Origin of the sequence: Shewanella marisflavi, assembly GCF_002215585.1 — a bacterium.
GTDB lineage: Bacteria > Pseudomonadota > Gammaproteobacteria > Enterobacterales > Shewanellaceae > Shewanella > Shewanella marisflavi.
The window spans coordinates 2,117,163-2,129,170 of the sequence record NZ_CP022272.1 but is presented as its reverse complement, the minus strand read 5'-3'; the positions used below and the strand labels follow the sequence as shown (position 1 = coordinate 2,129,170).

Below are 12,008 nucleotides of genomic sequence, written 5' to 3'. Positions count from 1 at the left end.
TAAGCAAGATAACAGGGTTCAAACGTTACACGCTAGACTTAAAAGGTGAGTAACATTTCGCAGGCGACACAATGGCAGTCCTTGCCGCACAAAACACAAACATAGTCGGGATGGTCGGGGTTGTTATTCCAGCGGTCAGGGTGTTCCTTAATTAATTGTCCTCCTGCGCTAGAAAAATACCCCACGGCAGAGTTATCCGGGCTTTGTTGCCACAGGTGACTGACTCCGGCTAATGCCCCTTGCGCCTTACAGGCTTGAATGGATCTTTCTAATAACGCTTTACCTATACCCAATCCCCTGGCCTGCTCCGCTACCGTATTGCATTTAAAATAACAACAGCGTTCCACAGGAATACCCCAGAGACCCGGTGTACACCATGGATCAATTTGCCAATTGCCCGCGGCATAGGTCAGACGAAACCCAACTAACGCACCATCCAGATAGGCGACAAAGTTAGCATTAAGCCCCGCCTTACAACCTTTTTGTTGGAACTCGCCAAGTAACTCTTCATCTAGATACCCATCGCCATGTACCAAGTTACCCAGTGCAATCACACTGGTAAAATCTTCAAGTTGCAACGGCCTTATTTCTACCTGGTTATTCATCCACTTACACACTCTTTTGTTTACCTGGATTTAACCTCAAGGTAACATAAAAACGTCTATATGGAGTAAGGAAGGGATTAAGCGCATATTTATTAAGCAGTCCCAGACAATCATGGAGTCACTGGGTGAACCTAGAAAATTTTAAACCGGGCCTGGAAAACAAAATAACCAGACTCGTCATGATGCCTAAATCTTTTATACTTAGCATCAAAGCGATATGGCAACGCTTAACGCTTCCTCAACGCCTCTATCTACTCGCCGCCCTGTTGCTGGCGAGTGACAGTTTGGGTTTAGTCGCCATTATTACTACCATAGCCCTTACCTTAGAGTTTTGGCCTGTTTTTGAAAGGGTATGGCACTCATTAGCGGGTAAGGCTATTTTACTGTTGTTTTACGCCATAGTGGCCAATTATGCTTTGGCCATGGCTGGCGCGATTGTTAATGAGGTGGTGGGGGTGCCCGCAACCCATTTTAACTATACCCATAACTTCGCTATCTTATTGTTACTCCCCGCATGGGTGCTGGGGATCAGCGCCGTAGGCCTGTTGTTTGCGCAGATAATTATGCCTTTATATCTCTTTATTGCGCTCCTCCTTAAACCTATAGGTATTAAGCTGTTTTCCCTTACGGCGAACAGTCACTATAGATTTACCACCCTAGTAGTTAGATTTGTCCTCTCTTTTGTCTTGTTATATCACTTGATCTTGCTTATCGGAAATGTCGAGGAACAAGTGGAAACCGCGTTTAGCGACATAAAGAAAATTGAAAATACCGTTACCATGGGCACATCAAAAACGCTTTCCCAACAACCAGAATTCACTCAAGCTAGGCCAAAAGAAGAAAAGGCTGATACGCCCACCACGTCAACGGCATCCCCTTTTATGGAAACGAATCTCGAACAGCAAAGTAATGCTGTAAAGAAAGAAGAGGATGAGCCAGAGTCACTGGCACAAGAGTATGCCAAGGTGCGACTCGCCTATCAGCAGGAGATACGTCAGCTTATTGCACAATTTGCTTATCATCTGGAAGCGGATGGTCGCTCCCGATGCGAAAAGCGGGACGAGGCCAACGTCGTCGAGCTAAATGATTACGAGATCCTTGAAGTTGTCCCTGACGAACAGGCTAAGTACCGATATCGCTTTACGGTGAGAGAATGTATCTCTGCCGCCTTTCCTCTCAAATAAAAGTTACCAGGGGATAACCTGGCCATCATAGTTGAGGAATTTGCCAGACGACTCACTGTCGAGCTTTTCGATACACTGGGTCATTTGCTCAACAGCCTCAGTGACAGTCAGCAACGCATTTGGCCCCCCCATCTCGGTTTGTACCCAACCTGGATGAAAAATGGCGCAGTAGATATCTTCCGAACTCAGATCGATCGCTAAACTTTTCACTGCGGCATTCAAGCCCGCCTTAGAGGAACGATAGAGGTAACTTCCACCACTTTGATTATCCCCCATGCTTCCCATCTTAGAAGAGATAAATACCACCTTGGCATCTGTCGCCTTTTGAATCATTGGATAACAGATCTGCGCTACCATGAGAGGCGCAATAGTGTTAATCGCCAACACCTTTTGCCATTCGGCGCTGTGTAACTGGCCAAACCCCTCTCCCTTCGGACCATAGTAGCCAGCGTTGTTGATTAAGATATCTATGGTGTGGTCGTTAAGGTGTTGAGGTAATGCCTTCACCGAAGCGTCATCGGTCACATCAAGTTGCAAGATATTTAAGTTGCCATAGATCTCTGCCAGCTGGATCAACGCCGAGGCCTGAGATGGCTGACGACAACAGGCGCTAACCTTATCCCCTTGTGATAAATAGTGGCGCACGAAGCCAAGCCCGATCCCTCTATTCGCGCCGGTGATCACTACATGCTTTGTCATAACGCCTCCTAAACCGCTCAATTGATGCTCAAAGATTCACTAAATAGATCATAACCTAAGGCGCACGACTCTGCCCAACTGATTCATCAACCCAGCTTGCAAATAAAAAGAGAAATGCCATTGCTTTATCAGCTTTTACCTTCTCCTATTGTCTGCGACAATAACGACATCTTAATGACAGAGATTTCACTATCTGCTCTCGCACCAAAGGACAAAGATTTTTGAATATCGATCAATTTCTATGTGAAGAGTTCGATCTCGTTAGTGTTGAAAAAAGTGCCCATCTGCAGACGTTATGGAGTGGTTATGGCGAAATCGCCCGCTACCTAATGCAAACGCAGCAAGGCCCCCAGAGCGTAATCGTTAAGCATATCTCGCCGCCTTTATCTGGTAAGCATCCCTATCATTGGAACAGCAAGCTTTCACATCAGCGCAAGATGACCTCATACCAGGTTGAACTTAACTGGTATCAACAATGGGCACAGCGTTGCTTGCCCGAATTGAATCTACCTCGACTGTTAGCGGCTCATCAAGACGATGCGTCGCAAGAAATATTGCTGGTTCTAAGCGATCTGGATGCCCAGGGCTTTACAGAGCGCCGCCATCATCTTGATAAAATAATATTGTTTGCCACTATTGAGTGGCTTGCTATCTTTCATGGGCTGTTTGCCCATCGGATGCCCAAAAACAGCAACACGAACGAAAAATATACCAAGGGCTTATGGCCAATCGGTACCTATTGGCATCTTGCGACTCGCCCAGAAGAGCTTGAAGCCATGGAAAATTGTGCCCTGAAGGAAGCAGCCGAGGTGATCGACGCCAGGCTCAATGGTGCGAGCTATCAAACATTGGTACATGGCGATGCTAAAGTCGCTAACTTTTGCTTTCACCCAAACCTTGATGAAATAGGCGTTATTGGGGTTGCAGCATTAGACTTTCAGTACGTGGGTGGTGGGGTTGGTGTAAAAGATCTTATCTACCTATTGGGTAGCTGCTTAGATGAACAACAACTTAGCTTACAATATCAAGCAGCCGTCACTCACTATTTTAGCTGTCTAAGCAGACAATTAAGTCGCCGCCTGCCTGCACAGGAGGTTGCGGCGCTGACTAAGGAATGGCAAGAGTTGCTGCCATTGGCGTGGGCCGACTTTGAGCGTTTTCTCGCAGGATGGCAGCCTCAGCACAGTAAACGTCATGGTTTTAGCGAGTCGATGACACAAAAAGCCCTACACGGGTTATAACCTAGCCTAACTGAATCGATCCTGGTAAGAATCTCGCTAGCATTAATGTGATCATTAGTCTCAAGCTGAATTCTTAACTCGTGTATCATTTAGCGGTTTCAAAGCGGCGCAATTGAGCCTAAATCAAGCTACAATCTTATTAAGAGAGTGCTCGATATACGCAAACGGGTGAGTACCCAAATGTGCTAAGTAATTTAGCCAATAACGCGGCATCACACTCTCTTTCTTTCGAACCAAACTTACGTTATGGGTCGTCTCTTATCTTGAGTCTGGCCATCAGTATGTACACTTTCCCCTGCGCAATATGACCTTGAATTATCAATTTCCCCCTCGCCTTTACATACCTGTTTACATTTAAGCGCTTTAACAAAACGCTCATTTCGATAACATTTAGCTTGAGTTTTTCTTTCGCCGAATTGAAATAGACTTTTTAATAATTAATTTAAAGCCTTAGCTCCAACAAGAGGAAGTGTTTGTGGCTACCCTAAAACAGATTATTCTGCCCGTCGTCGTTTTAACCCTTGGCGGCGGCACTTATGCCGTACTGGCATCGATGAAAAAACCTCCGCAAGAGAAGCCCGCGGTGGACAACACCCCAGTTGTTGCTGTTGAGATAATAGACAAGCAACCCATGACCTTTAATGTCAATTCATACGGTATCGTCAATGCCAAATACGAGACAGAGTTAGTCTCGCAAGTGACCGGGGAAATCGTCTATCTGGCAGATGCGTTTGTCAGGGGAGGATTTGTTAAGAAAGGTCAGGTGCTGGCAAAAATTGACCCGAGTGACTATGAAGCCGCCCTTATCGATGCCAAAGCAACGGTCGCCAGTGCGAAAGCGACGCTAGTACAGGAAAAAGCGTTCGGCAAAGTGGCCGCGGAGGAGTGGAAACGGATCGAAAATGGTTCCCCTACCGAGTTAAGTCTGCGTAAACCGCAACTGGCCCAAGAAGTCGCCAAACTCAATTCGTCTGAAGCAGGTTTAAAGCGCGCGACACGAAATCTGGAGCGCACAGTGATCAAGGCGCCTTATGATGCACTGATTGAGAGCCGTAAGATCGGACTCGGCTCTTACGTCTCGGCTGGCACCCCACTTGGCAAAGTGCTTAGTACAGAAAAAGCCGAGATCCGCCTGCCTCTTCCTGACAAGGAGATCCGTTATCTCGACAATAAAGGCTTAGGAGCACAAGTCGCCCTGCACGGCAATTTTGCCGGGAAAGAGCAGCAATGGAACGGGAAGATTGTTCGCAGTGAAGGCGTTATCGATAACCATAGCCGTATGACCTATTTGGTTGCAGAAGTGGTTGACCCTTATGGCCTAAAAGATAACAAACAGCCACTAAGGTATGGCAGCTATATTACGGCGCAGATCCACGGTTCACAATCACAAGATGTGACGACCATTGCCAGACACTTAGTGGTTAATGATCAAGTGGCAGTATTAACCCCAGACAATACCCTCGCCTTTAAAACCGTCGATATTGTGCGTCAGCAAGGCACTCAGGTGGTCATTGGCGAGGGTCTGGATGACGGTATGCGTTTGATCACCTCTGCCCTAGATTATCCCATCGAAGGGATGAAGCTTGCCCTTGCCCAAGACAAGCAGACGCAGCCTGTTGAAGATGAAAGCGCCAGTCAGATTGCCATGGACGACAAGGAGTAAGGCAAATGCCAGATACCAATAAGGGCATTATTGCCTGGTTTGCTCGTAACAGCGTCGCGGCAAACCTGCTAATGATCATCATCATACTCGGTGGTCTGTTAACAGCAAATACCATCAGAAAACAGTTCTTCCCTCAGGTAGAGATCAACTGGGTTGAGTTCAGCGCCTTTTATCCAGGTGCAGCCCCCCAAGAGGTTGAAGAAGGGATCACCATTAAAGTCGAAGAGGCATTGGAGCGAGTACAAGGACTTAAACGCGTCATTACCTACTCTAATCGAAATTCTGCATCAGGCTATTTTCGTATTGAAGACTCCTACGATCCTCAAGTCGTTCTCGATGAAATTAAATCTGAAATCGATTCTATCTCCAGCTTTCCAGACGGTATGGAGCGCCCTCGAGTTGAGCGCATCAAGCTCAGGCAAGAGGTGTTCTATATTAGTCTCTATGGCGATCTCCCGCCTAAGCAACTTAAGGAGTTTGGCGAGAAGATACATGATGAGCTGATGCAGCTGCCTTTGGTGAATATCACCGAATTTTACGGCGGATTAAACTATGAAGTCGCCATCGAAGTGAGCAAAGATAAGCTGCGGGAATACAACCTGACCTTTAACGATGTTGCCCAGGCTGTCAGAGGCTATTCACGTAATATGTCGGCAGGACAAATTAAAGCGGAAAATGGCTATATTAGCCTCAGGGTACAAAACCAGGCCTATGTTGGCTATGAGTTTGAAAACCTTCCCCTGATCACCCTAGAAGATGGTACTAAGTTACTGCTCGGCGATGTCGCCAATGTCGTCGACGGTTTTGAAGAAGGGATCCAATACTCCAAGTTTAACGGTAAAAATTCTGTCACCTTTTTTGTCGGCGCATCGAATGATCAGAGCATGACCGATGTCGCCAAGGTGGTGAACAAGTACGTTGAAAGTAAACAAGCTAGCCTGCCTCAAGGGCTTAGCCTTGAGACCTGGGTCGATATGACCTATTACCTGGAGGGACGTCTTAACTTGATGCTGGACAGTATGAAGAGTGGCGCTGTCTTGGTGTTTATCATGTTGGCGCTCTTCTTACGGGTTAGATTGGCCTTCTGGGTAATGATGGGCCTCCCAGTGTGCTTCTTAGGTACCCTGCTCTTCATGCCCATGGCCATGATAGACGTGACTATCAATGTCATTAGTTTATTTGCCTTCATTTTGGTGTTGGGGATAGTGGTCGACGACGCCATCGTCATGGGCGAAAGTGCCCACACTGAATGTGAAGAAAAAGGGCAAAGCTTAGACAATGTGATAAGAGGAGTGAAAAAGGTTGCCATGCCGGCGACTTTCGGCGTGCTCACCACCATAGCGGCCTTCTTGCCTATTACCTTAGACGATGGCCCCTCGTCGGCATTTGGTCAATCAATTGGGTATGTGGTGATCCTCTGCCTGCTCTTTTCACTGGTTGAATCTAAGCTGATTCTGCCTGCTCACTTGGCCAGAATGAAACAGAAAACTCAAGTACCGGCAGGCTCACGCACCCCCATCAACCTGTTAAGGCGCGGCGTGAATTATCTTCAGAGCCGGGTAGATGCTGCACTACAGTTTGTGATTAATAGTCTATATCACCCCTCTTTGACCTTAGCGGTCAAATATCGATACATGATTATTACCCTGTTTATCAGCTTTATTCTTGTCTGTGCTGGTCTCTATCAGGGGGGGATTTTGCGGTATGTCGGTCAGCCTAAAATTCCTCACGACTTCCCTCGCATCAGTGTCGAGATGAATGTGGACGCCTCAGAAAAAGCCACTCTGGCCGCGGCGCTCGCTATCAAAAAGGCCCTCTATGGTGTCGACGAACAGCTGGAACAAGAGTTTGGCCAGCGCATGATCGCCGATATGCAGGTCGACCTTCAGAGCCGCACCCGTGCTCAGATAATGACTAAATTGGTTACGCCCGAGCTTCGCCCTATTGACACCTTTGCACTGGCAGAACGTTGGCGCCTGGCGATGCCGCAGATCCCAGGGGTTAAGTCCTTTACCATTCAAGATAACCTCTTTGGAGGTGGTCGCGATGATGGTGATATCAGCTTCCGCCTCGAAGGTAAGGATGATCAGCAGCTCATCGCTGCCGCAAAGGAACTCAAGGCAAAACTCAACACCCTACAAGGGGTGGGTGACGTCAATGACAGCAGGCAGTCCAGCGCAAAAGAGGTACAGTTTAGCTTAAAACCTTTGGCCAACAGCCTAGGGCTCACCCTAGCAGACATCGCCTCCCAAGTCAGCGCCAGTTTCTACGGCCTCGAGGCACAGCGTATATTGCGTAACGGTGAAGAGATTAAGGTGATGCTGCGCTATCCAGAAGATCAGCGTAACTCTATCGCCCATGTTACCGAGGTGATGATACTGACGCCACAGGGCGCGGAAATACCGCTATCAGAGGTCGCAGAAATCCAGGTGACTCAAGGCGTCAGTGGGATCAGACGCGAAAATGGTAATCGCACCATCAATGTTTGGGCCTCTGTAGATGCCGCTCAAGCTGAGCCTTTTAAACTAGCTGAGGATATTCGGGACAACTTTATCCCTGACCTACTGCGTAAGTACCCTAGGGTGAAGAGCGAAGTCTCGGGTAACATTCAAGAGCAGATAGAAAGTGCCAATACCCAGATGCGTAACTTTGTTATTTCGCTGCTGGTTATATACAGCCTTTTGGCGGTGCCGCTTAAATCCTATGTGCAGCCGATGATGATCATGTCAGTGATCCCTTTTGGCATCATTGGATCAGTACTTGGCCATATGCTCTTGGGTATCGATCTAAGCGCCCTCTCCCTCTTTGGGATTATTGCCGCCGCAGGGGTGGTGGTAAACGACTCACTGGTGATGGTGGATTACATCAACCGAGCCCGTCTGGCTGGCGTATCCATGAGGCAGGCAGTGATCGAGGCTGGTTGTCGGCGATTCAGGGCCATTCTGCTCACCTCACTGACCACTTTTATCGGCTTAGTGCCCATCATGAGTGAAACCAGCATGCAGGCGCAGATGGTGATCCCTATGGCCGTATCACTGGCTTTCGGGGTTCTATTTGCAACGGTTGTGACCTTGGTGCTGATCCCTTGCCTCTACGTCGCGATTGAAGATATGAAACGTCTGCTGAGTATTTTTATGGGACGGTTTTTCAACGACAAACAAAGTGAAAAGCTACCACAAACAAATTAAGTAGGCTGTTTGACTTGCAGATAAAAGCCCGCGAACCAGCGGGCTTTTTTACCGCGATAGTTCGCTTGGATGCAGTATCTTGCCAAAGGCGCTGGCGTAAATGAAAAAAGGCTTCCATTACTGGAAGCCTTTTTTCTTAATGTGGCGGAGAGATAGGGATTTGAACCCTAGACGGGCTATAAACCCGTGCCGGTTTTCAAGACCGGTGCATTCGACCACTCTGCCATCTCTCCGAACGCCGCGAATAATATAGTGGCCTATTTCACTTGTAAAGCGAAAATATTCAAACGCGGTTTATTTGGCTAACTAACACTCATTTTGTACTGTCATTTTCCTGATGCAGCGCAATTTTAGCTGGGTCTGGCGTCGAAATCGCGCCAAAAACAGCGCGCCAGTTGTCATAGCGTCGCACTTGATAGCCAATCAGCACTCCTACAGCGCTGAGCACAATGCCGACACCTATTGCCTTTTCGCCACTGCTTGCCCACAAGGCAACAAGTGATGAGGCGCCAAAAGCGATACTGATCTGCAAAAAGTTTTGTAACCCAGCGGCCTTAGCCGACACCTGCTTAAACACCTGAAGTGCACAGTTCACCACTATCGGATAACAAGCGCCATTGGCAGCAGCCATTACCGAGAAGATAGCTAGCAGCGGATAGATAGTCTGCGCTGGCCATAAAAGTGTCACCAAGGCGATTCCGCCGACACACACGGCGAACAATAGTAAAATCCAAGTAAGACTAACTTCAGGCCCAACTTTACGGATCAGGGTCTTACTTAAATAGCCACCAAGGATAAACATGATGGTCTGGGGAATGAAACTTAGACCAATTGCCTTTGCTTCATAACCATGTTGCTCCATCACGATAGGCCATAGCGTCAGATAGGAGAAAAATGCCGCCGAACAGGCGCCGAAGATCAGCACATTACCCAGATATTTTGGATTCGCAAGCATGGTTAAGTAACCCACCTTAGTCTCTTGTGAGCTTGAGGCATCACTGGTCTTAGTATCATGCTTAACCCAAATAAGGGTTGCGATGATGAGTACCAAACTCAGTATACCCAGCGTCACAAAAATGCTTGGCCATTGATGCCACTCTAACATGTAGGCACCAAGAATTGGAGCCAGAGCGGGTGACAGGGCTACAAGTGGCATAATGTTGCTAAACACCTGCTGTGCTTCGCTGGCGCGATATCTGTCGATCACTATCGCCTGCCAGATCACTGAGGCACTACAAGCACCCAAAGCTTGAAAAAATCTGGCCCCATTGAAGATGACAATGTTATCGCTATAAGCAATGGCTAAACTGGCACCACCAAATAGGCTGAGTCCTATCACCAGACTCATGCGCTTACCAATAGCCTGAACTAACGGGCCATATAACAATTGGCCAATGGCTAATCCAGCCAGGAAGAATGTTAGCGAACTTGCCACCTGAGTCGCACTTGCATCAAAACTTGTTTCAATAGCTTTGAAAGCTGGAAGATACATATCTGTGGCAATAAAACCTAGCATGCTTAATAATGCAAGGTAGATAAAGAATAGCAAATTAGCGCTTTTACTGTTAAAAGTCATAGGTACACACGTAATAACCAAGAAAGTCGCTGAGTCTAGTGACTTGCCATTTGCTTGTGAAACGTTTATTTTTGCTTACAGCCTTCAAATAATCTCACAGCAAAAAAGGGACCCGTTATCATGCTTTCTGAACAGTCGATGCAATTGATAGATATGGTGGCCCGTGTCGGTAGTTTTACCGCCGCAGCCAATAAGCTTCACAAGGTCCCTTCCGCCGTGAGCTACGCCGTTAAACAAGTCGAGGAAGAGCTAGGGGTCATATTATTCGAACGCCATCATAGGAGCGTTAGCTTAACCCCTGCTGGAGAGCACTTTGTTAAGCAGGTGCGTTCTGTATTGGCTAACTTAGCTTCATTAAAAAATGACACCAAGCGTGTGGCAAATGGTTGGCAACCCACACTTTCTATCGCGCTAGATAATATCGTGCGCGCCGATAAAATTAGCAACTTAATCGCCGACTTTTACCGCCATTTTGATAATGTCGAGCTTATTATTCGCATTGAGGTCTTTAACGGCGTCTGGGAAGCTATCGCAACCGGGCGCAGTGATATCGCTATTGGCGCCACCACGGCGATCCCGGTCGGGGGTGACTACCACTTTAAAGATATGGGCGACATCGAATGGACCTTTCTCGTCAGTAAACATCATCCTTTAGCGGCAATAGACAGGCCCCTGCTCGACGACGAACTACGCATCTACCCGTCTATTTGCCTTGAAGATACTTCTCGAGAGATCCCAAAGCGTCTGACTTGGCTGCTGGATAATCAGCGCCGACTCGTCGTCCCTGACTGGATCCGAGCGATAAACTGCTTTCGAGAAGGGTTAGGTATTGGTTACATGCCAAAACATTTTGCCACCCCCTTTGTTCAAGCGGGTGCGCTGATAGAAAAGCAGCTCGACAGACCTAAAGCCCCTAGCCCATGTTGCCTTGCCTGGAACGATGCCAATCAGTCGCCTGCTATGGCTTGGGTACTCGACTACTTAGGCGATAGTGAAAAACTGCAAAGAGATTGGTTTAATTAAGACTATCGAAAGTGCAAAGCTTTCACCTTACCCTTGGGTCAGGTATGATAAATTTAGATTTTTAAAAAGGTTAAATCAGGTTAATGAAAAGGAACTCCTGCGCCTTATTTGACTCAAATAAACCATCAAGTTAGTGACTGTCACTGGAGATAAAGATGACACAAGAAACACTATATGCCAGCCATGCTTCGACACAAGAAGTGAATAAGCTGCTTAAAAACACCTATTTATTGCTCTCGATGACGCTTGCCTTCTCAGCGGTCTGTGCGGGACTGGCAATGGCGTTACAAATTAGTCCTCTCATGTCGATCGGGCTTTCAGTTGGTGGACTCGTTCTGCTGTTCGTCACTTTGAGAAAGGCTGATACGGCTGCAGGCCTGTTCTGGGTATTTGCCTTTACAGGTATGGAAGGTGCGTCCCTTGGCTATATGCTCAATCACTACGCGGGAATGGCAAATGGTCCTCAGCTGATCATGCAGGCTTTAGGATTAACGGCCGTGGTATTTGTCACCCTTAGTGGCTACGCCATCACCACTAAGAAAGACTTTTCTTTCATGCGTGGCTTCCTATTAGCAGGCTTGGTGATCGCCATTGTTGCCGGTATCGCAAACATCTTTATCGGTAGTGGCGTGGTGTTTATGGCCCTTAACGCAGGTATCGCGCTGTTAATGACAGGCTTTATCCTTTTCGATACCAGCCGTATCGTTAATGGCGGCGAGACCAATTACATTCGTGCCACCGTCTCGCTATATCTGGACTTCCTAAACCTATTTATCGCTATTTTGCACTTATTAGGTGTAGGCAACGACGATTAATCTAGTCTAGTCAT

The 12,008-nt window shown here is 47.4% G+C and carries 9 protein-coding genes and 1 tRNA gene; 6 read left to right on the top strand and 4 right to left on the bottom strand.

The genetic code is table 11. From position 1 onward, the window contains the following. Positions 1 to 38: 38 nt before the first annotated feature. The gene (locus tag CFF01_RS09305) at positions 39 to 605 is read right to left on the bottom strand and encodes a GNAT family N-acetyltransferase (protein ID WP_088904608.1); all 567 of its coding nucleotides are present in this window, start codon (positions 603 to 605) and stop codon (positions 39 to 41) included. 125 nt (positions 606 to 730) lie between these two features. On the opposite strand from CFF01_RS09305, the gene CFF01_RS09300 reads away from it, so the two are divergent. Beyond that, positions 731 to 1,789, top strand: a complete 1,059-nt coding sequence (locus CFF01_RS09300; protein WP_088904607.1) for a hypothetical protein — start codon at positions 731 to 733, stop codon at positions 1,787 to 1,789. A gap of 3 nt (positions 1,790 to 1,792) precedes the next feature. Here the strand turns inward: CFF01_RS09300 and CFF01_RS09295 are convergent, their stop codons facing one another. Then, positions 1,793 to 2,488, bottom strand: a complete 696-nt coding sequence (locus tag CFF01_RS09295) for an SDR family oxidoreductase (RefSeq protein ID WP_088904606.1) — start codon at positions 2,486 to 2,488, stop codon at positions 1,793 to 1,795. A 221-nt stretch (positions 2,489 to 2,709) separates the two neighbouring features. Here CFF01_RS09295 and CFF01_RS09290 point away from each other — a divergent pair, with 221 nt between their 5' ends. The 3 genes from CFF01_RS09290 to CFF01_RS09280 all read left to right on the top strand — a co-directional run bounded on the left by CFF01_RS09290 (position 2,710) and on the right by CFF01_RS09280 (position 8,580). Next, positions 2,710 to 3,729, top strand: a complete 1,020-nt coding sequence (locus CFF01_RS09290) for a phosphotransferase (protein WP_198387144.1) — start codon at positions 2,710 to 2,712, stop codon at positions 3,727 to 3,729. A 475-nt stretch (positions 3,730 to 4,204) separates the two neighbouring features. After that, complete coding sequence (locus CFF01_RS09285; RefSeq protein WP_033538177.1) at positions 4,205 to 5,392, top strand: efflux RND transporter periplasmic adaptor subunit; 1,188 nt, start codon at positions 4,205 to 4,207, stop codon at positions 5,390 to 5,392. A 5-nt stretch (positions 5,393 to 5,397) separates the two neighbouring features. Next, positions 5,398 to 8,580: an efflux RND transporter permease subunit gene (locus CFF01_RS09280; RefSeq protein WP_232479535.1), complete on the top strand. Its 3,183-nt coding sequence runs from the start codon at positions 5,398 to 5,400 to the stop codon at positions 8,578 to 8,580. Positions 8,581 to 8,722: 142 nt separating this feature from the next. On the opposite strand, the gene CFF01_RS09275 is transcribed toward CFF01_RS09280, so the two are convergent. Both CFF01_RS09275 and punC read right to left on the bottom strand, forming a co-directional pair. Continuing rightward, positions 8,723 to 8,813, bottom strand: a tRNA-Ser gene (locus CFF01_RS09275). Between the two features lie 80 nt (positions 8,814 to 8,893). Continuing rightward, the gene (gene punC, locus CFF01_RS09270) at positions 8,894 to 10,156 is read right to left on the bottom strand and encodes a purine nucleoside transporter PunC (RefSeq protein WP_088904605.1); all 1,263 of its coding nucleotides are present in this window, start codon (positions 10,154 to 10,156) and stop codon (positions 8,894 to 8,896) included. Between the two features lie 120 nt (positions 10,157 to 10,276). Between punC and punR the strand changes: the two genes are divergently transcribed. Together punR and CFF01_RS09260 are read left to right on the top strand one after the other, a co-directional pair. Further along, a complete protein-coding gene (gene punR / locus CFF01_RS09265; protein WP_088904604.1) occupies positions 10,277 to 11,179 on the top strand; it encodes a DNA-binding transcriptional activator PunR in 903 nt (300 codons plus the stop codon). Between the two features lie 155 nt (positions 11,180 to 11,334). Next, positions 11,335 to 11,994, top strand: a complete 660-nt coding sequence (locus CFF01_RS09260; protein WP_033538173.1) for a Bax inhibitor-1/YccA family protein — start codon at positions 11,335 to 11,337, stop codon at positions 11,992 to 11,994. The last annotated feature ends 14 nt before the right edge of the window (positions 11,995 to 12,008 follow it).

Coding starts and splice junctions, on each gene's coding strand:
- CFF01_RS09305 (WP_088904608.1), bottom strand. CDS start 605: ATGAATAACCAGGTAGAAATAAGGCCGTTGCAACTTGAAGATTTTACC.
- CFF01_RS09295 (WP_088904606.1), bottom strand. CDS start 2,488: ATGACAAAGCATGTAGTGATCACCGGCGCGAATAGAGGGATCGGGCTT.
- CFF01_RS09280 (WP_232479535.1), top strand. CDS start 5,398: ATGCCAGATACCAATAAGGGCATTATTGCCTGGTTTGCTCGTAACAGC.
- punC (WP_088904605.1), bottom strand. CDS start 10,156: ATGACTTTTAACAGTAAAAGCGCTAATTTGCTATTCTTTATCTACCTT.
- punR (WP_088904604.1), top strand. CDS start 10,277: ATGCTTTCTGAACAGTCGATGCAATTGATAGATATGGTGGCCCGTGTC.
- CFF01_RS09260 (WP_033538173.1), top strand. CDS start 11,335: ATGACACAAGAAACACTATATGCCAGCCATGCTTCGACACAAGAAGTG.